This is a genomic window from Methylomarinovum caldicuralii, from assembly GCF_033126985.1.
In the GTDB taxonomy this organism is placed as follows: Bacteria; Pseudomonadota; Gammaproteobacteria; order Methylococcales; family Methylothermaceae; genus Methylohalobius; species Methylohalobius caldicuralii.
This window is the reverse complement of the sequence record NZ_AP024714.1, coordinates 2,542,168-2,561,129: the sequence shown is the minus strand read 5'-3', so window position 1 is coordinate 2,561,129 and position 18,962 is coordinate 2,542,168. Positions and strand designations below refer to the sequence as shown.

At 66.0% G+C, this 18,962-nt stretch carries 17 protein-coding genes and 2 pseudogenes; 11 read left to right on the top strand and 8 right to left on the bottom strand.

The window, feature by feature from the left end; genetic code table 11:
* The first annotated feature begins 12 nt into the window (after positions 1-12).
* Complete coding sequence (gene bufB, locus MCIT9_RS12920; protein WP_317705285.1) at positions 13-849, top strand: MNIO family bufferin maturase; 837 nt, start codon at positions 13-15, stop codon at positions 847-849.
* Between the two features lie 9 nt (positions 850-858).
* Here bufB and MCIT9_RS12915 read toward each other — a convergent pair whose 3' ends face one another.
* Both MCIT9_RS12915 and MCIT9_RS12910 read right to left on the bottom strand, forming a co-directional pair.
* Positions 859-1,212, bottom strand: a complete 354-nt coding sequence (locus MCIT9_RS12915; protein ID WP_317705284.1) for a helix-turn-helix domain-containing protein — start codon at positions 1,210-1,212, stop codon at positions 859-861.
* The gene (locus tag MCIT9_RS12910) at positions 1,196-1,450 is read right to left on the bottom strand and encodes a type II toxin-antitoxin system RelE family toxin (RefSeq protein ID WP_317705283.1); all 255 of its coding nucleotides are present in this window, start codon (positions 1,448-1,450) and stop codon (positions 1,196-1,198) included. The genes MCIT9_RS12915 and MCIT9_RS12910 overlap by 17 nt, the downstream gene beginning before the upstream one ends.
* Positions 1,451-1,653: 203 nt before the next feature.
* Between MCIT9_RS12910 and MCIT9_RS12905 the strand changes: the two genes are divergently transcribed.
* Together MCIT9_RS12905 and MCIT9_RS12900 are read left to right on the top strand one after the other, a co-directional pair.
* Complete coding sequence (locus MCIT9_RS12905) at positions 1,654-2,382, top strand: HvfC/BufC family peptide modification chaperone (RefSeq protein ID WP_317705282.1); 729 nt, start codon at positions 1,654-1,656, stop codon at positions 2,380-2,382.
* A gap of 75 nt (positions 2,383-2,457) precedes the next feature.
* Positions 2,458-3,117 carry a hypothetical protein gene (locus MCIT9_RS12900; protein WP_317705281.1) on the top strand — a complete coding sequence of 220 codons (660 nt, stop codon included), beginning with the start codon at positions 2,458-2,460 and terminating at the stop codon, positions 3,115-3,117.
* Positions 3,118-3,122: 5 nt separating this feature from the next.
* Here the strand turns inward: MCIT9_RS12900 and MCIT9_RS12895 are convergent.
* Positions 3,123-3,889, bottom strand: a pseudogene (locus tag MCIT9_RS12895) (IS5 family transposase).
* A gap of 194 nt (positions 3,890-4,083) precedes the next feature.
* On the opposite strand from MCIT9_RS12895, the gene MCIT9_RS12890 reads away from it, so the two are divergent.
* Positions 4,084-4,866, top strand: a complete 783-nt coding sequence (locus MCIT9_RS12890) for a hypothetical protein (RefSeq protein WP_317705280.1) — start codon at positions 4,084-4,086, stop codon at positions 4,864-4,866.
* Between the two features lie 76 nt (positions 4,867-4,942).
* Positions 4,943-6,301: a Na+/H+ antiporter NhaC family protein gene (locus tag MCIT9_RS12885; protein ID WP_317705279.1), complete on the top strand. Its 1,359-nt coding sequence runs from the start codon at positions 4,943-4,945 to the stop codon at positions 6,299-6,301.
* A 126-nt stretch (positions 6,302-6,427) separates the two neighbouring features.
* Here MCIT9_RS12885 and MCIT9_RS12880 read toward each other — a convergent pair.
* Positions 6,428-7,072 (bottom strand): annotated as a pseudogene (locus MCIT9_RS12880) (fatty acid desaturase); the annotation flags it as partial.
* Between the two features lie 73 nt (positions 7,073-7,145).
* Here MCIT9_RS12880 and MCIT9_RS12875 point away from each other — a divergent pair.
* Positions 7,146-8,264 carry a carbamoyltransferase C-terminal domain-containing protein gene (locus tag MCIT9_RS12875; RefSeq protein WP_317705278.1) on the top strand — a complete coding sequence of 373 codons (1,119 nt, stop codon included), beginning with the start codon at positions 7,146-7,148 and terminating at the stop codon, positions 8,262-8,264.
* Complete coding sequence (locus tag MCIT9_RS12870; protein WP_317705277.1) at positions 8,236-10,035, top strand: iron-containing redox enzyme family protein; 1,800 nt, start codon at positions 8,236-8,238, stop codon at positions 10,033-10,035. The genes MCIT9_RS12875 and MCIT9_RS12870 overlap by 29 nt, the downstream gene beginning before the upstream one ends.
* On the opposite strand, the gene MCIT9_RS12865 is transcribed toward MCIT9_RS12870, so the two are convergent.
* Complete coding sequence (locus tag MCIT9_RS12865; protein WP_317705276.1) at positions 10,014-11,057, bottom strand: NADP(H)-dependent aldo-keto reductase; 1,044 nt, start codon at positions 11,055-11,057, stop codon at positions 10,014-10,016. The genes MCIT9_RS12870 and MCIT9_RS12865 overlap by 22 nt on opposite strands.
* Positions 11,058-11,123: 66 nt before the next feature.
* Between MCIT9_RS12865 and MCIT9_RS12860 the strand changes: the two genes are divergently transcribed.
* On the top strand, positions 11,124-12,161 hold the full coding sequence (locus MCIT9_RS12860) for an AI-2E family transporter (protein ID WP_317705275.1): 1,038 nt from the start codon (positions 11,124-11,126) through the stop codon (positions 12,159-12,161).
* Positions 12,162-12,216: 55 nt separating this feature from the next.
* The gene (locus MCIT9_RS12855; protein WP_317705274.1) at positions 12,217-13,785 is read left to right on the top strand and encodes a helicase HerA-like domain-containing protein; all 1,569 of its coding nucleotides are present in this window, start codon (positions 12,217-12,219) and stop codon (positions 13,783-13,785) included.
* On the opposite strand, the gene MCIT9_RS12850 is transcribed toward MCIT9_RS12855, so the two are convergent.
* The 3 genes from MCIT9_RS12850 to MCIT9_RS12840 all read right to left on the bottom strand — a co-directional run bounded on the left by MCIT9_RS12850 (position 13,779) and on the right by MCIT9_RS12840 (position 17,953).
* On the bottom strand, positions 13,779-14,669 hold the full coding sequence (locus MCIT9_RS12850; protein WP_317705273.1) for a hydroxylamine oxidation protein HaoB: 891 nt from the start codon (positions 14,667-14,669) through the stop codon (positions 13,779-13,781). The genes MCIT9_RS12855 and MCIT9_RS12850 overlap by 7 nt on opposite strands.
* Positions 14,666-16,237, bottom strand: a complete 1,572-nt coding sequence (locus tag MCIT9_RS12845) for a multiheme c-type cytochrome (RefSeq protein WP_317705272.1) — start codon at positions 16,235-16,237, stop codon at positions 14,666-14,668. The genes MCIT9_RS12850 and MCIT9_RS12845 overlap by 4 nt, the downstream gene beginning before the upstream one ends.
* 78 nt (positions 16,238-16,315) lie before the next feature.
* Positions 16,316-17,953, bottom strand: a complete 1,638-nt coding sequence (locus MCIT9_RS12840; RefSeq protein ID WP_317705271.1) for an alpha-D-glucose phosphate-specific phosphoglucomutase — start codon at positions 17,951-17,953, stop codon at positions 16,316-16,318.
* 70 nt (positions 17,954-18,023) lie between these two features.
* Here MCIT9_RS12840 and MCIT9_RS12835 point away from each other — a divergent pair, with 70 nt between their 5' ends.
* Together MCIT9_RS12835 and MCIT9_RS12830 are read left to right on the top strand one after the other, a co-directional pair.
* Entirely contained in the window at positions 18,024-18,575 is a 552-nt protein-coding gene (locus tag MCIT9_RS12835; protein ID WP_317705270.1) for a L,D-transpeptidase family protein, read from the top strand.
* 71 nt (positions 18,576-18,646) lie between these two features.
* Positions 18,647-18,928, top strand: coding sequence for an Lpp/OprI family alanine-zipper lipoprotein (locus tag MCIT9_RS12830; RefSeq protein WP_317705269.1), 282 nt, complete (start codon positions 18,647-18,649; stop codon positions 18,926-18,928).
* Positions 18,929-18,962: the final 34 nt, after the last annotated feature.

Genomic DNA, 18,962 nt, shown 5'->3' with positions numbered 1-18,962 from the left:
TGTGCAGATGCCATGACGTCCCGCCCCTTTCCCGGCTTCGGCCTCGGCCTGCGCAAGGAGCACTACGAAGCCGTATTGGCGCAACAGCCGGCGCTCGGCTGGTTCGAGATCCTCACCGAGAACTACCTGGTCGATGGCGGCAAACCGCTGCACTATCTCGACCGCATCCGCGCCGACTACCCGCTGGCCATGCACGGGGTGTCCCTCTCCATCGGCGGCACCGACCCCCTGAACCGGGAGTACCTCGCCCGTCTCAAGGCCCTGATAGCGCGGGTCGAGCCCCTGTGGGTGTCCGACCACCTGTGCTGGACCGGGGTGGACGGCCTCAACCTCCACGACCTGCTGCCGCTGCCCTACACCGAAGAGGCGCTCGGCCACGTGGTCGCCCGGGTCGGGCAGGTGCAGGATTTCCTGGGGCGGCGCATTCTGCTGGAGAACGTCTCCAGCTATCTCAGCTATCCCGAATCGGCAATGCCCGAGTGGGAATTTTTGGCCCAGGTGGCCGAACGGGCCGACTGCCTGATCCTGCTCGACATCAACAACATCTACGTCAGCGCCCGCAATCACGGTTTCGATCCCGACGCCTATCTGGCGGCGATTCCGCCCGAGCGGGTGTGGCAGTTCCACCTCGCCGGCCACACCGACCTGGGGGAGGTGGTCATCGATACCCACGATCACCCCGTCCGCCGGGAGGTGTGGAACCTTTTCGCCCGGGCCGCGGCCCGCTTCGGGCCGGTGGCCACCATGATCGAGCGCGACGATCACATTCCGCCGCTGGAAACCCTGCTGCAGGAACTGGACCAGGCCCGCCGCATCGCCGAGCCCTTGTGGACCCATGAAGCTGCGTGAACGGTCGCTTTATTCCTCCAGCAGCAGTTGGTCGGGATGCAGTCCCATCGCGTTGGCCAGGCGACGCAGCGTGGTTCTGCGCGGTCTTGATCCTTGGCGTTCCAGACGGGCGATGGCGGATTGCTTCATACCCGCCAGGTCGGCCAACTGCGCCTGAGTCAGCCCCAAATGTTCACGCCAGGCAGCCACCAGGGAGACGCCATCAATCACATGCCGCTCCACCACATCCTGTGGAATGCCATGCTCGCGAACCTGCGTGGCGCGCCAAGCCTTGAGCATTTCCTGGAAGCGGTCCCACGGAACCACGGCAAAAACAGGTCTGCCGTTTTTCTCGATCACTTGGAAATCAATAGGTGCGGGCATCGCGTTTTTTCACCTCTTCGATACTGACAATGTGGGCGTGATCCAACACATCGAACAACACCCGGTAATCGCCGACGCGCAAACGGTAGCCGTAGTGGTGATTCTTCAATGCTTTGATGCCGGGCACGTTCGGAAACGCAGACAGATTGCGGGCAGCCTGGACGATCCGAACCCGGGTTTGTTGGTCCTTCAGCTTGACCAATTGCTTCAATGCCTTGGGCGTCCAGATCACTTCCATGCGGGATATTATAACAAAATATAACAATGGTGGGCGGCATTTCCAGCTGTCCGGATAACAGTTCGATTGGTGATCTATGTGATTGAGGAAGCAAGCGAGAGGGGGGATGTATTATTTTTTGTATGAAAAGAGGCGGTGGCTACCGGAAACCCTGTTGCAGGTGCCGGACCAGGCCCGCCGCATCGCCGAGCTCCTGTGGACCCATGAAGCTGCGTGAGCGCCAGCGGCAGTTGCAGCAGGACATCGTCGCGGGTCGGAAGTCGGACTGGCCGGGGCTGGCGGTCTACCAGAACGCCTACCGCCTGCGCCTGGCCGAGGCCCTGGCGGTGGATTATCCGCTGCTGCGGTGCTGGCTGGGGGAGGCGGCTTTTACCCGCCTGGCCCGGGATTATCTCGCCGCCTGCCCGTCGCGGCATTTTTCCATCCGCTGGATCGGCCACCGCCTGCCCGAATTCCTCGCCCGGCGGGGAGAGGCGGCGCTGGCGGAGTTCGCCGCCTTCGAATGGGCCCTGGGGCTGGCCTTCGACTGCTCCGACGCCAAACCGCTGACCGCCGACGATCTGATCGCGGTGCCCCCCCAGGACTGGCCGGGGCTGCGCTTCCGCTTCCATCCCAGTGTGCAGCTCCTCTGGCAGTGCCACGCCATCCTGCCCCTCTGGCGAGCCCTGCAGGCCGGCGCCCCCCCGCCCCCCTGCCCACCCCTGGAAGCGCCGGTGCCGGTGTTGATCTGGCGGCGGGAACTGCGACAGTTCTTCCGCTCCCTGACGCCGGAAGAGGCCGGCGCCTTGGAACGGCTGCAGCAGGGGGAAGATTTCGCCGCCTGTTGCGAATGGCTGGCGCGACAACCTGCCGTGGATGACGCCGCCCAGCGCATCGTGTCTTGGTTACAATGTTGGCTAGGAGAGGGGCTGATCGTCGGATTTTGCGTTTGAACAGGCGAAAGCGGATCCTGCCCAGCGGTTCGGTTGTCAGACCACAATAGACAAACTCAACACGATTACTTTGCCATGACCCAAGAAGCAGACACCCGTTTCGATGTCATCCTGCTGGATTCGCCAAGCGTTGAAATGCTGATGGAAAAACTGAATCTTTCCCGGCAGCAGGCGGAACGTTTGGCCAGCAAGCGACTTGCCCGGCGCAATATCCCCCTTGAGGAAGCCAAACAGGTTTGCGCCAAGCTACGGGCCTTGGGATTGACATGCAATTATCGCCCCACGCTGTTCAGTGGCGCCAAGCTTGAGTTGGTGCCCCTTGATGAGCGGCCCGCTGAGGAAAAATTTGTTTGTCCTGCTTGTGGCCATGAACAAGCGGTCGGTGACGGTACCTTCCACCAATGTGAGAAATGCGGCGTCGTCAAGGAAAAATGGGAGAAGGTACAAGCCGAGAAGTTGGAGCGGGAACGCATCAAACGGGCGCTCCTCAGACGACACGAGGAAGAGCGCCGCCGCTGCGAAGAAGAAGCGGCCTGGGAGGAGGAGAGAAGGCGCCGCGAGGCATTGGAGGAAGAGATCCGGAAGCAGCTGGGGCTGCCGAAGTTCATGCACAGCCGTACCGCCCTGTTCAGCTCAGCCTCCTTGATTCTGTTGGGAGGCGTGCTTGCCGGTGCTGTGGGCATGATGGTTTACAACAACAGTGGCTCTGAGCAGCCACCTCCTCCACCTAGATAGTGTCGTCACAATATTGATGCCCAAATGGCGATACAGCGGATATGCACGGCGGCAAGGAAGGAAGCCGTATTTTTGGCATAACGGGTGGCGATACCCCGCCAGCGCTTGAGATGCAAAAAGGCGTTCTCGACCAGATGGCGCAGACGATACAAATGCTTGTCGTATTCACGCCGATGCCTGCGATTCCTGCGGGAAGGGGTGACAGGCTCCATCCCTTGCTCTTTGGCCTGGGCGATGAGGGCATCACTGTCGTAACCTTTGTCTGCCAACAGGTACTGGGCGTCGATTCCCTCGATCAGGGTTGCAGCCTGGCTGCAATCCGCTGTGGGACCTGCTGTGACAACCATTCGGACCGGCAGACACAGCGCTGTCACGGCCAGATGTATCTTGGTGTTGAGCCCCCTTTTGTGCGCCCCATGTCCTGGTTGCCGCCTTTGGCGCCGGCCGCATGAGGGTGTACCTTCACATGGCTGGCATCGATCATCAGCCATTCGTAATCCGGCTCATCGATCAGCTGCTCGAGAACCTTCTCCCACACCCCCTTGTCCCGCCAGCGGCAGAACCTTCGATGGACGTTCTTCCAATCCCCGTAATCCGGTGGCAGATCCCGCCAGGGGGCGCCGGTGCGCAGAATCCAAAACACCGCATTGATGAACTGCCGGTTGTCTCTGGCCACCCCGCCCCAGGCGCCTCGGCGCCCGGGAAGATGCGGTTCCAACAGCTCCCAAACCCGGTCGGAAATATCGTGGCGGCGGTGTGCAGGTGTCGTCATGGCGCAGGTCCTGTGATAAAGTCCAAACAGACGTTCAGTATCTCACAAACTCGTGACGACAGCATCTAGGGTGGCGCCAGGAAGCGGATACGACGACAGCCTATCTTCAGCAACTAGCTGCAACTTCCTCCGCGCCTGAAGTACAGGTCAAGGCGCTTGCGGCCCTTGCGGTGGCCAAATTCCGACAGCGGGATATGGAAGCAGCCAGCAATGCCTTGAACCGCTTGCAACAACGACTCGCCGGCCTGCCGGAGATTGACGGAATCCGTCTGCAAGCGGAACTGGCCGAATCCTATCGAGCGCTTGGCCAGTTGGCGCTGCTTTTCTCCGCCTTGGAGCGGGGCATTGAATTGGGCCGCCTGCGTCACGACAACGCATTGCTGCGTCTGACCGCCTTGGGATTTGCCGCCGCCGGCGCGCTTGATCGCGCTTTGGGAATACCCGGGTTGATCCGAGACGTGCAAAAAGCAGATCGCTTGAGGCTGACCCTGTTCGAGCGCACCCTGTACGATGACCGCGACCCGGCGGAGGGATATCGCTTGCTGGAACGCCTGGACGTTTTCCGGCTTCCCGGTTACCGCCTCCGTGCCGCACTCATGTTGTTTCAATTCGCCACGGCACACGAACTGGCGGCGAAACGTGCAGACTATTTGCATGTTGTAACGAGAACGCTTGGAGAATTTCGCGATCAACCCGAAGATTACGCCATCGCGCAAGCGGTTGTCGGCCGCTGGCTGTTGCGTAGCGGGGAAAACACCTTAGCCCGCCAGGCGTTCAATGAAGCCCAAATGGGCGCTATGTCTCTTGCCGGGGAAACAGGGGACAAGACCCGCCAGGTCGTCGCGCTTCAGCTGGCGAAAGCCGGTCTGACTGCGGAAGCCAAGACGCTGGCCGGTCTGATAAGCGCCGAAGCGCTGCGGCAGGAGACGACAACGACAATACAAACGCTCGAAAAAATCTGGCTGACAGACCGTTAGGACGCCGAGGTTGACGCCGGCCGGGCAGGGGGGAAAATAGGACCCTTTTGGCAACAACAAGGATAGGACTTCCACCATGTTGACCTGGCTGTCCCTGCTTCCCGCCCTGGTGGCGATTCCAGTGGCGATGATCACCCGCCGCGTGCTGCTGGCCCTCGGCCTCTACATCTTCCTCGGCGCCTTGATCTTGGAGGGGGGCTGGCTGCCGGACGCCTCGGCGCGGATGGTGAGGACCGTCTGGCAGGTGGCCACCGACCGCGACAACGTCCTCATCATCGTCTTCAGCCTGTTGATCGGGGGACTGATCGGCCTGATCCAGCGCTCCGGCGGCATTCAGGGCTTCATCCACTGGGCCGAAGAGCGCTGGTTGAACCACGATCCACGCAAGGTCAGCGGCCTGGCTTTCCTCACCAGCATGGCGCTGTTCATCGAAACCTATTTCGGCGTGCTCATCGCTGGTCTGGTGGCGCTGCCCCTGTTCGACCGCTACAAGCTGCCGCGGCTGCGCCTGAGCTACATTCTCGACACCACCTGTTCTCCCAAGTGCATGCTGATTCCGGTGAACGCCTGGGGCGCCTACATCATCACCCTGCTGGCCGATCAGGGAGTGGCAAGCCCCGCCTGGGTGCTGGTGAAATCCCTGGGGTTCATCTTCTACGGCTGGGTCGCCATCGCCCTGGTGGCGGTGGTAGCGCTCACCGGCTGGGAACTGCCCTGGCGGTTGCCGGTTTCGGAAAAGATCGTCGGCGACCTGCCCCACTTCGGTACCGCCATCGAGCCTTATCCCCAGTCTCCTGCCCATCCGCGCTATCTGTGGTGGCCCATCGCCGGGCTGGTGGGCAGCGCCCTGCTCCTGCTGCTGGTCACCGGCGATGCCCCGCTGGCCATCTTCAGCGCGGTGCTGGTGACGCTGATCGCCACGGTGATCTATTTCCGCCTTGACGACGTCCTGCCCTGGCGGGAGATGGCGGCCCCGGTGCGCGAAGGGGTGCGGGTCATCCTGCCGTTGATGTATCTGCTGATCTTCGCTTTCTCGGTGGGGGCGACCACCCACGCCCTCGGGACCGGCGAATACCTGGCCGGCACCCTGCGGGGGGAGCTCGATCCCCTGTGGCTGCCGTTCCTGGTGTTCGGTATCGGCTGTCTGATCTCCTTCGCCACCGGCACCTCCTGGGGCACCTTCGCCATCCTCATCCCCGCCGTGGTGCCGATGGCGGAGGCTTTCGAGGTTTCCACCGCGCTGCTGGTCGGCGCCGCCCTCAGCGGCGGGTTGTTCGGCGACCACTGCTCACCGGTATCCGACACCACCATGATTGCCTCCCTCGCCGCCGGGGTGGAGCCCATCGAACACATCCGCCACCAGTTCCCCTACGCCCTGCTGGGGGCCGGGGTGGCCCTGGTCCTCTATCTGATCGTGGGTTTGGCGATGGTCTGACCGCAGGCCGCAACGCCGCAGCTCCGCCAGCGCCAGGGACTGGAAGCGGCGGTTGCGGTAGGCGATCAGGAAGGCCAGGGCGAAATAGCCGTAGGGCAGGCGGGGGCTGTCCGGCAGCGCCTGCAGTTCGGTATAGGGGCGGGCCGGCGCCAGGTGATGGTGGGCGTGGCGGCTCAGTCCCAGCACCAGGCAGGTGGAGCACCAGGTGTCGGTGTGCCAGGCGTGGTGCGCGTCGGGGGGCGTGCCGGGACGGCGGCTCAGGCCCCAGTGCTGGATGTAGTTGATCGCCTCCAGGTTGCGCATCGCCATGAACGCCTGTAGCGCCACCGCGACGGCGCCCGCCGCGCCGTAGAACCAGACGACCAGCCCCAGGAGCGCGCCTTCGGCGGCCAGTCCCTGCAGGACCCGGTGGTGATGCCAGCCCAGATGTTTGCGCCGCAGCCGCCGGCATTCCAGCTGCCAGGCGCCGCGGAACTGGCCTCTCAGGCTGCGGCGCCAGAAGTCGGCATAACTTTCCCCCGGGCGGGCGGTGGCAGGGTCTTTCGCCAGCCCCACGCGGCGGTGATGGCCGCGGCGGTGTTCGACATAGAAATGGTCGTGGCCGCACAGGATCAGGAGCAACCGTCCCAGCCGGCGGGGCAACGGGTGGCGGCGGTGGATCAGTTCGTGGGCCACCAGGATGCCGGAGAGCGCGGCGTTGCTGCCCGCCAGGAACTTGACCGCCGCCAGCTCCGCCAGGCTGTCGAGATTCCAGCTCCAATGGCGGGTCATCTCCAGCAGCAGCCAGGTGTCCGCCCGGAACAGGCCGGCCAGCAGACCGGGGACCAGGCCGGGCTTCTTCTACATGTGGCTGACCGAGCTGTGCGGCTTCGACTGGCTCGCCGGCGAGGAGTGTAAGGTCATGGGGCTGGCGGCCTACGGCCGCTTCGATCCGGAGATCGCCCGCCGCCTGGAACCGCTGCTGTGGGTCGAAGGGCTGACGCTGAAACAGAATCTGCGCGCCATCCTGGACACCCTGCTGTGGCTGCAGGCCTACGGCCGCGTCCCCGGAGACGACCCCCTCAAGGCCGCCAACCTGGCCTGCACCGGCCAGCGTTTCTTCCGCGACCGCCTGCTGGAACTGATCGCCAACCTGCACCACGTCTGTCCCCAGGCGGATCTGGTCCTGGGAGGCGGCTGCGCCCTCAATTCCGCCGCCAACGGGGAGATCGTGGCCAACGGCCCGTTCCGTCGCCTCTACGTGCCCAGCGCCCCCGCCGCCGACGGCACTGCCCTGGGAGCCGCCTGGCTGGCCTGGCGCCACGATCATCCGCAGCAGCCGTTGCCATCCGGTCCCTTGAGCCCCTACCTCGGCAGCGCCATCGATCGCGGGCGGCTGGAAGCGTTGCTGCGCCACAGCGGCCTGGCGGCCCGCCGTCACCCGGACGATCTAGCGGCGACCGTGGCCGCCGAACTGGCCGCCGGCCGTATCGTCGCCTGGATGCAGGGCCGGGCCGAGTTCGGTCCCCGGGCCCTTGGCAACCGCTCCATCCTCGCCTATCCCCGCGACGCCGACATGCCCCGCCGCCTCAACGCCGAAGTCAAATTCCGCGAGGCGTTCCGCCCCTTCGCCCCGGCGGTGCTCGACGAATGCGGCCCGGACTGGTTCGAGGACTACCAGTTCAGCCCCTGCATGGAGCGGGCCCTGCGCTTCCGCCCCGAATGCCGCGACCGGGTCCCGGCGGTGGTCCACGCCGACGGCACCGGGCGGCTGCAGAGCGTGCGCCGGGATCTCAACCCCCGCTTCCACGCCCTGATCGGCGCGTTCCGGGATCGCACCGGGGTGCTGCTGCTGCTCAACACCAGCCTCAACCGCATGGGAAAGCCCATGGTCCATTCGGTGGAGGATGCCCTGGCGCTGCTTTTGACTTCGGGGATCGACCTGTTGGTGATCGATGACTGGCTGGTGCGCAAACCCGCTTGAGTCCTGGCTCGACCGGCTCCTGGCCCAGGCGCCGGAGGTGGACGCCGAAACGGTGCTGGCGCAAGCGGCCGGCTCCCTGCAGGATGCGGCGCTGTGCCGCCGCTGGCAACGATGGCTCGCGCCGCTGGCCGCGTGGGAAGGGGGATGGCTCGACGGCATGGCGACCGTCGCCAGCGGCGGCAGCGAATTCGGGGCGGCGTTGCTGCGGCTGCAATTGTCCTTCCCGGATGCGGAGGAGCGGTTGCCGGCATCCGGGCTCTGGGACGACGATCTGGCCTGGATCCGGGCGCTGGCCGAAGGCGGCAGCGCCCGGACCGCGGTCGTCCTGGGCATGACCCTGGCGCATGTGGAACTGGAAGGCGGGGTGTTTGGCCTCGGCCGGCCGCCGCGGCCGCGCCTGCGGCAGGCGTTCGGAGAGGCGTTGCGCCTGAGCGGCGTCAGCCGCCGCGACAAGGACTTTCAGGCCGGCCGGCGCTTCTACCGCTGGCGCACCTGGCTCTGGTGCCGCCGGTGGCTGGGGGAAACCACGCCCCAGGGGCGTCTGCTGCTGCGGCTGCGGGCCAAGGCCCGTTACGGGCGCGGTTTCCATGCCGGAGTCCGGATCGGGGGGCGGTGTCTGGACGACTGGCTGGCCGGGGAACTGGACAGCCGTTTCCTGCAGGCCCTGCGGGACTCGCCTGTCATCAATTGCGGCCGGCCGCAGTGCAGCCGCCTGCTGCGGGCGCTGGATCTCGGTGGCCCCATGTTCGGGGTTTTCGACGCCGACGACCGTCGGGCCCTGGAAGACTGGCTGGCGGCCGGGATGCCGGTGGCGGAACCGGACATTCCCGCGCTGTCTTTGCCGTCCCCGCCCCGCGAGTGGCATCCAGGGCCGGTAGTGCTGGACCCGCCCGGGCTCTACCACACCCTGCTCGATCCCCGCCGCGAGGCCCGCGCCGCCGCGCGCCGTTACGTGGAGACGGTGCTGGCCCGGGCCCGGCGTCGGCATCGGGGTTTCGCGCCCGCCCCCGGGCGGCTTGCGGCCTGGCTCGAAGCGCAGTATCGCCACGCCTGCGAGGACCTGAACGCCGGTCCCTGGCCGTGGCTGTCGCGGGCCGCCTGCCGCTGGGGCATCGAACAGCTGGCGCCGGCGATTCTGGTCGACGGCGCCTGGCTGCAGCACAGCGCCCGTTTGCGGCGGCGGTGGCCGGCGGTGGGGCGGCCGTTGTGGCGCATCTACCGCGACGAACTGGGGGACGGAGCGCCCGCGCGCCATCACGGCAACGTCTACCGGCGGCTGTTGCGCCAGGCGGGAATCGATCTGGCGGATTTCCGCAGCGAGGCGTTCATCCATCATCCGGGCTTCATCCGCGGCGCCTTCGATCTGCCGGCCTTTCTCCTCGCCGTCGATGCCGTGGCCGAGGACTATCTGCCGGAAATCCTGGGGCTCAACCTGGCCATCGAATTCAGCGGCCTGGGACGGTTGTACCAGCGCCTGGCGGCGACCCTGGAGTCCCACGGTTTCGATGTCACCATCGTGCGCCTGCACCAGTCCATCGACACCCTCGCCGGCGGTCATGCCGCCCTGGCCCGGGAAGCCGTTGCCGCCTATCTGGTCGCCTTCGAATCCGGCGGCCCTGCGGCGGTGTCGAGCCAATGGCGCCGCATCGCCAGCGGCTGGCACGCTCTGACGATAGCCAGCCGCCGCTTCGCCCGGCACCTGCTCTGGGGCTGGTTTTGGCGTTTCGGCCTGCCGGAACGCCTTCGCTTTCAGGGTGCTACGTTGGGATAACAGCGGTGGACCGCCTCGATTTCCTGCAGCACCGCCTCCGGCAGTTCCAGCGCGATGCTGGCGATGTCGGCCTCCAGCTGTTCCAGGGTGGTGGCGCCGATGATGTTGGCGAGCAGGAACGGGCGGGTGTTGACGAAAGCCAGAGCCATCTGCGCCGGGTCGAGCCGGTGGCGGCGGGCGATCTCCACGTAGCGGCGCACCGCCGGTTCCACGTGGGGGCCGCTGTAGCGACGGTAGCCCGGGAACAGCGCCAGCCGGGAGCGGGGTGGCAGGCGGCCGTCAAGGTACTTGCCGCTCAGGACCCCGAAGGCCAGGGGCGAATAGGCCAGCAGACCCACGTTCTCGCGGTGGGCGATCTCCGCCAGGCCGATCTCGAAGCTGCGGTTGAGGAGGTTGTAAGGGTTCTGGATGCTGACGATCCGCGGCCAGCCGTGTTTCTCCGCCAGTCGCAGATACTGCATGACGCCCCAGGGGGTTTCGTTGGAGACGCCGATGGCGCGCACCTTCCCTTCTTCCACCAGCCGGGCCAGGACCGCCAGGGTTTCCTCGATGGGAATGCCGTCGGTCCCGGGCTGGTGCCGATAGCCGAGACGGCCGAAGAAGTTGGTGCGACGCCCGGGCCAATGGACCTGATACAGGTCGATGTAGTCGGTGCGCAGGCGCCGCAGGCTGCCTTCGACGGCCTGACGGATGTGCTTTTCGTTGAGGCAGGGGCCGCCGCGGATATGGGCGATCCAGTCGCCGGGGCCGGCCACCTTGGTGGCGAGGACGATGCGGTCGCGGCGGCCGGTCCTGGCCAGCCAGTTGCCGATGTAGGTTTCGGTACGCCCTTGGGTTTCGGCCTTGGGCGGAATGGGATACATCTCGGCGGTGTCGAAGCAGTTGACGCCGCGCTCGAAGGCCAGATCCATCTGGGCATGGGCCTCGGTTTCGGTGTTCTGCTCGCCGAAGGTCATGGTGCCGAGGCAGATGCGGCTGACTTCCAGACCGGTGTCCCCAAGGGGCTGACAGGGCATTTTCATGGAATTGTGCTGCGGGAAAGTTGGCTTCGGGCTATTTTATAGCCGTTTTCAGCTTTCGGAGTCACCATGTCCTCATCCAATGAAGCCCATACCTGGTGGCTGAGTATCGCCGCAGGCGTCGTCGTCGTCGCCGGCGTGCAGGCGGCGGCCGACATCCTGGCGCCGCTGCTGCTGTCGCTGTTCATCGCCATGATCTGCTGGCCGCTGGTGGATTGGCTTTACCAGCGCAAGGTGCCGGCGTGGGGGGCGATCGCCATCGTCATGCTGGGGCTGATCGTGGCCATGACCCTGATCGGCCTGTTTCTGGGCCAGTCCATCAACCACTTCATTGACAACCTGCCCTATTACCAGAGCCGGCTGCAGGCCAGCCTCGGGGTGCTGGTGGAGTGGCTGCAGCGTCTCGGCATCGACGTGTCCCGGGAGGAGTTCGAGCAGACCATCAATGCCGGGCGCCTGATGGGCTTCGCCGGCACCCTGCTGACCACCCTGACCAATGCCTTCGCCAACACGGCGCTGATCCTGTTCTACGTGACCTTCATGTTCATGGAGGCTTTCATCCTTCCGGCCAAGCTGCAGGCGGCCTTCTCCGTCTCCAGCCGGGCGTTCCGTTTCGAGCGCTTTTTCGCCAACCTGCGCCGTTATCTGCGGCTCAAGACCCTCGTCAGCCTGGCCACCGGGGCGGCGGTGGCCCTGTGGCTGACGTTCCTGGGGGTGGACTATCCGATCCTCTGGGGTTCGGTGGCCTTCGTCCTCAACTTCATTCCCAACATCGGCTCCTTCATCGCCGCCATTCCCGGCATTCTCCTGGCCCTGGTGCAGCTGGGGCCGGAGGGGGCCTTCTATACCGCCCTCGGCTATCTGGTGGTCAACACCGTCATCGGCGGTTTGATCGATCCGCGGGTGGTGGGCAGCGGGCTGGGGCTGTCCACTCTGGTGGTGTTTCTGTCGCTGATCTTCTGGGGCTGGATTCTGGGGCCGGTGGGAATGTTCCTGTCGGTGCCGATCACCGTGGTGGGAAAGATGCTGCTGGAGGAGCATCCCCAGACCCGCTGGATCGCCGCCCTGTTGGGGGACGGGCGCAGCCGTACCGGCCTGCCGGACTGAAGCGGATTTTCGGCTACCTTTAATCGTAACGGTCACTCTTTCAGGGAGCCGACGGATGACGGGAAATCGTTTGTTGCAGGTGGCGCCCAGCCGTTTCGAGGCCTGGGTGGACGAGGAGGCGCTGGCCCGGCTGGGGCAGTTCGTGGTGATCGATGGCCGCGGCGTCCGGGTGCTGGGGCTGGTCAACTGGAGCCGGGCCGAGGACGGCGGTTTCCGGGTGGGGCTGCTGCCGCTGGGCGAGCTTGACGAGCGCCGCCGTTTCCAGCGCGGAGTGCGCCGTTATCCGACGCCGGGCGCCGGCATCGCCGCGGTGGACGAGGACGATCTGTGCCAGATGTTCGCCACCTTCAGCGCTTTCGGTTTCGGCATCGGCGAGGTCAGCGGCCGCACTGGGCAGACCGCCTACCTGAATCCCAGCGCCCTGTTCGGGCGCAGCTTCACCATCCTGGGGCAGTCCGGCGCCGGCAAGTCCTGGACCGTGGCCAGCCTGCTGCAGCAGGCGGTGGCGGCGATGCCCAAAGCCCACATCATTCTCCTCGATCTTCACGGAGAATACTGCTGGCGCGACGATGAGGGCACCCTGCACGCCGCTTTCCCGGAGGGGACCTACCGCCACGTGGACGCCCGCCGCCTGGAGATTCCCTACTGGCTGATGACCTTCAGCGAGCTGATCGATCTGCTCATCGACCGCAGCGACGAAGGCGCCTCGGTCCAGACCGCCTTCCTGCGCGACACCCTGCACCGGCTCAAGAAGCGGGAGGCCGAGCGCCTCAACATCGGCTTCGTCTCCATCGACGCGCCTATCTGGTTCTCCATCGAAGAACTGTACCGCGAGTTCAAGGCCGCCAACGAGCAGCGCACCGACTTCGGCAAGACCAAAGGCCCCCTGTTCGGTCAGTTCGATGAGTTCCTGGTCAAGCTCCAGAGTCGCTTCAACGACGTGCGCTACGACTTTCTCCTCAAGCCCCGGCGGCGCAACGATTCCGAATCCCTGGCCGGGCTGCTGCGGGATTTCGTCGGTCTCGGCGATCCCAGGTGCCAGATCACCGTCATCGACCTCAGCGGCGTGCCCTTCGACGTGCGTCCGGCGGTGTCGGCCCAGATCGGCCGGCTGGCGTTCGAGTTCAACTACTGGAACCCGCGCCGGCGCGAGTTCCCGCTGGTGTTGATGTGCGAGGAGGCCCACGCCTACATCCCCCGCGCCGGCGGCAGCCGGTTCGAGGGCACCCGGCGGTCGATGGAGCGGATCGCCAAGGAAGGACGCAAATACGGTGTCGGCCTCGGGGTCATCAGTCAGCGTCCCCACGAATTGTCGGAGACGGTGCTGGCCCAGTGCAGCACCTTCATCTGCCTGCGCCTGACCAATCCGGACGACCAGGCCTATGTGCGCGACCTGGTGCCCGACGCCGAAAGCGACCTGGTGGACGTGCTCTCCACTCTCGGCCGCGGTGAGGCGATGGTGATGGGGGAGGCGGTGCCGCTGCCCACCCGGGTCCGCATCCGCCGTCCCGATCCGGCGCCCCACAGCCAGGATGTCAATTACCACGCCGCCTGGCGCGGGGGGGCGGAGGATCTCAATGTGGAAGCCATCGCCGAGCGCTGGCAGCGCCAGGGGCGTTACTGAAGCCGGAACAGCTGCAGCTGCCGTCCCGGCGTCTGGAAGACCGGCGTCAGTCCCGCAGGAGGTGGCGGGTTGCCGATGAAGGGCAGCAGGCGCAGCAGCAGGGCATCGGCGGGGGCCGTCAGACGCCAGGCGGCGATGCCGGCGGGGATCTTCCGGGGCAGGTAGCCGAGGCCGGTTTCCCCGGCCCAGCGCTGGACCGAGGCGATCTGGGCGTGGAGGTTGTCGCCCGGCGGGAAGATCCTCACTTCCAGCGGCAATTTCACCCCCGTCAGCCGTTCGACTTCGTCCACCCGGCTCAGCAAACCGGCGTTCACCAGCAGATAGCGGGGTCGCGGCGGCGTGTTGCGGCGCAGCGCGGCCAGCCCCTCCACGGCCGGGGCGGTCAGCCAGCGGGCCAGTCGCCGCAGACGTTCTTTGTCGGCACTGAAACCGCCGCTGAGCAGGCGCCACAGTTCCCGCGCTTCTTCCGGGAAGGCGTCCGCTGGCGGCTGCCTGACCCAAACCTTCCGCCCGCTGAGAAGATCGACCCGGTGGGCGTCGTCCCACCAGGCCAGAATCAGGGCGTCCGGTTCCAGCTGGCCCAGGGTTTCCCCCAGGGCCTGCCAGTGTCCCCAGGCGGGTGAGTCCGGCGCGGGCACGAGGGCCTGGCGGGATTGGCCGTCGTCGCCCCGATAGCGGGCCACGTACAGGGTCAGGCGGCGCCCGTCGGGGTGCTGCATCCGCCAGCGGCTGAGGGCGTCGATGGGATGGCGGCCGTGGTAGCTGGCCGGTACCGGGACCGGTTCGGTGGTCACCTGCCACGGTGACGGGCGGGGCCAGAAGAAGCTGGCGATGAGGACGGCGCCCGCCAGCAGCAGGGCGCCGCCCAGCCAGAGGCGTCTCACCTGCGCCGGCCCAGCACCACCAGGCCGCCCACCAGCAGCGCCGTGCCCAGGGGCAGGCGCAGATCGGCGCCCGCCAGCCGCAGGGAGTCGGGCAGGAAGGCGAGCCGGGTCTTGGCCTCAGCCCGCAGGCGGGTGTTCTCGTCCATGATCTCGGTGTAGTCGCGCAGCAGCGGCGACCAGCCCTCGCTGTAGGTGTAACCACCGGGATTGGCGTGCACCAGACCCTTGTAGAGCTTGATCAGATCGTGCTCCCACATCTCGGCATAGATCCGCTCCACCCGGGAGGGGTTGTTGCCCTTGGCCCAGAACAGCTGGAAGAAGCCGCCGGGGGCGTCCTTCTCCGGCGCCGGCGGGGCCGGGCGGTTGGTCTTCTGTCCCGGCAGCAGGCCGTCGTCGTAGAGCTTCTGCACCACCTGTTTGGCCGCCTGTTCCACCTTCAGCCCGGCGAGGATGCCCTTGTCGGCGGTTTTCAGCCAGGTACGGCCGAAGCGGGGCGAGTGGCACTGGCTGCAGGTGCCGACCCAGGCGTCCAGACGCTCCTGGAACCAGGGGTGGTCCAGGTTTTCCGCGATCGCCGGGGTGGGGTTGAAGCCCCAGCGCACCTTGCGCACCAGGTTGTGGGAGAACTCACCCTGGTACTCGAAGTGGCACAGCTGGCAGGTGGGCGCGGTGTAGCCGCCCCGGGCGATGGCGTCCTTGAGGGGCGCCTCGAAGTTCCACTGCTGCTTGTGGGTCTGATAGACGGTGCCGTGCTTGGACAGCAGGTAGTTCTCGAACTCGTTGTGGTCGACGCCGTTGTGGCAGGTGGCGCAGGCCTCCGGCTGCCTGGCCTCGGCGGCGGAGAAGCTGTGACGGGTGTGGCAGCCGTCGCATTTGTTCTGCTGGTAGTGGCACTGGTCACAGCCCTGGGCGATCTCCCGTTCGGCCATGGCGGCCCAGACGGCGGTCTCCACGTTGGCCTTCCAGTCCACCGCGTGGGAGGGATGGCCTTTGGGCCACTGTCCCTGGGGCCAGGTCTGTTCCTTCTCCGATTCGGCCTCGGCGAACTGTTGCACGTGACAGGTGCCGCACACCGCCCGGTCCGGCAGGCGCAGGTCCTTGTCGTGGCGGATCTTGTCCTTGCCGACGCCGCCGTGGCAGTCGATGCAGCCTACCTGCTGCAGGTGCTCGCCCTGCTTCAGCAGGCCCTGTTCGACCAGGTTGGCCTCCACCTCGGCCAGCAACTTTTTCTTGTAGGCGCGCACATCGGAATCGGGCAGGGTGCGGATGCGCCCGAGATGGGCGTGGGTGCTGTCCTGCCAGGCCTTGACGAAGCCCGGGGTGACCCCTTGGTGGCAGGCGACGCACTGGTCGCGGCTGACTTCCCCCTGGACGGTCCTGGGAGGTTCATAGAAATCCACCGGATTCCAGTAGCGCTGGATGGGAATGGGCTGCCAGTGGTCGGCGAACTTGCCCTTGCCGGGATGATCGCGGTGATATTGTTCGATCATGGCCTTGGGGTCGGTGGCGGCGACGGCCGGCAGTGCGAGCGCCAGCAGCAGCGTCAGACGCAGGAACGTGGCGAACATGGCTTTCTTCTCGTGGCTTATGGTTTTTTGTCGCTATCTTACCGCAGGATTTTGGTGCATCCCAGCGCTCCACGCCGTTCAGGTGATGACCGTGGGCCCGTCGCGGCCGGTGCGCTGTTTCACCTGGCTCAGGGTTTCCGCCAGTTCGATCAGCTCCGCCAGGGTTTCCTGGGTGTCGAGATCGAGGCGGGTGGGGTCGGGTTCGTAGCGTTCCATGTAGATGCGGAAGGTCGCGCCCTCGGTGCCGGTGCCGGAGAGACGGAAGATCAGCCGCGCCTCCGGTTCCAGCAGGATGCGGATGCCCTGGCCGGTGGTAACGCTGCCATCCACCGGGTCGGTGTAGCTGAAGTCGTCGGCGGCGCGGGCGGTGAAGCTGCCGAAGCGCTGCCCGGGCAGCTCGGGAAGCTTGCGGCGCAGGTCATCCATGATGGCGTGACCGGTGTCACTGGGGATGGCTTCGTAGTCGTGGCGGGTGTAGTAATTGCGGCCAAAACGGCGCCAGTGGTCTTTCACCAGGGTTGCCACCTCCTGGCCGGAGGCGACCACGATGTTGAGCCAGAACAGCACCGCCCACAGGCCGTCCTTCTCACGCACGTGGTCGGAGCCGGTGCCGAAGCTCTCCTCGCCGCAGAGGGTGATCTTGCCGGCGTCGAGCAGGTTGCCGAAGAACTTCCAGCCGGTGGGGGTTTCGTAGCAGGGGATGCCGAGGGCGTCGGCGACCCGGTCCACCGCCCGGCTGGTGGGCATGGAGCGGGCCACGCCGCGCAGGCCGGCGCGGTAGCCGGGGGCGCGGTGGGCGTTGGCGGCCAGCAGCGCCAGGCTGTCGCTGGGGGTGACGAAGAAACCGCGGCCCAGGATCATGTTGCGGTCGCCGTCGCCGTCGGAGGCGGCGCCCAGGGTGGGGGCGTCGGGGCCGTACATTTTCTCCACCAGTTCCCGGGCGTAGGTGAGATTGGGGTCGGGATGGCCGCCGCCGAAGTCCTCCAGGGGCACGGCATTGATGACCGAGCCTTGCGGGGCGCCGAGCTGTCCTTCGAGGATGCGTTTGGCGTAGGGGCCGGTGACCGCGTGCATGGCGTCGAAGCAGATGGACACCTTGCCGGAGGTGAGTGCCTGGCGCATGCGGTCGAAGTCGAACAGCTGCGCCATCAGTTCGGCATAGTCGCTGACCGGATCGATGATGCGGAGGGTGGCGCCGTCGAGCTGGTGTTCGCCCAGGGTGTCGAGGTCGATGTCGTCCATGACCGCGATGCGGTATTCGCTGATTTCTTGGCTGCGGCGGTAGAACGCCTCGGTGTATTTTTCCGGCGCCGGGCCGCCGTTGTCGATGTTGTACTTGATGCCGAAGTCGCCGTCGGGGCCGCCGGGGTTGTGGCTGGCGGACAGGATGATGCCGCCGAGGGCGTGATACTTGCGGATCAGGTGGGAGGCGGCCGGGGTTGAAAGCAGCCCGCCCTGGCCCACCAGCAGGGTGCCGAAGCCGTTGGCCAGCGCCATCTTGATGATGGTCTGCAGCGCCTTACGGTTGTGATAACGACCGTCGCCGCCGAGCACCAGGGTCTTGCCCGCTTTGTCGGGCAGGCAGTCGAAGATGGCTTGGACAAAGTTCTCCAGATAGGTGGGGTTCTCCAGAAACACGCGGGTCTTCTTGCGCAGGCCGGAAGTGCCGGGTTTCTGATCCGGATAGGGCCGGGTTTGACGGACTTCGATTCGCATGGCGGTCTTCCCCCTGTTTGCCTATAGTATTTTGTAACCACGAGTTTACCACCGGGATGAGGGAGGAACCATGCGCAGTCAGTGGCTTTGGGGCATCGTGCTGCTGGGGCTCTCATGTCTGGCCTGGGGTCAGGCGGAAGAACGCCCCTGGGTGCTGGTGGACACCCGTGCCCACCGCCTCGAGGTGAGGCAGGGCGAGCGGGCGGTGGTGGTGTTCGAGCACATCGCCATCGGCCGCGCCGGGGTGACGCTGGACAAGCACGCCGGAGACAACAAGACCCCGCTGGGGGTGTTCCACATCGGCTGGATCAACCGCAAGAGCAAGTATCATCTATTCTTCGGTCTCGACTATCCCACGCTGCCCTACGCCCGGCGCGGCTGGCGCGCCGGTCTGATCGACGACCCCACCTTCCGCGACGTGATTCTGGCCAGTTTCGAGAACACCGTCCCACCCCAGGACACCCCGCTGGGCGGCTACATCGGCATTCACGGCCTGGGCCGGGCCGACCCCCGCATCCACCGCCGCTTCGACTGGACCCGCGGCTGCATCGCCCTGACTAACGAGGAAATCGAGCGGCTGGCCCGCTGGGTCGGCGTGGGCACGACGGTGGTGATCCGCTGAACTTTTGACTTGGCGCGGGTTCCTGTGCAATGATTCGCCGGGAATGGACCACAACAAAAAGGGGGATATCCATGAAAACGCTGACCAAGATTTTTGCCATCACTGCCGCCATGGCGCTGATGACCGGTTGCGCGACCCAGAAGTCTGCACTCGAGCATCTGCGCAGCGAAGTGCACGAGCTCGACGCCAAGATTTCCATGGCTTCCGACACGGCCAACAAAGCCCTGAGCGAAGCCACCGCCGCCCACGAGCATGCCGCCGAAGCCGAGGCGCTGGCCAAGGAGTGCAAGCAGATCTGCGCCGCCCACGGGGCCCATATGGAAAAGATGTTCCAGAAATCGATGATGAAATAACGGCAGCCTACGACCGTTATCCGACCGGGCCCCG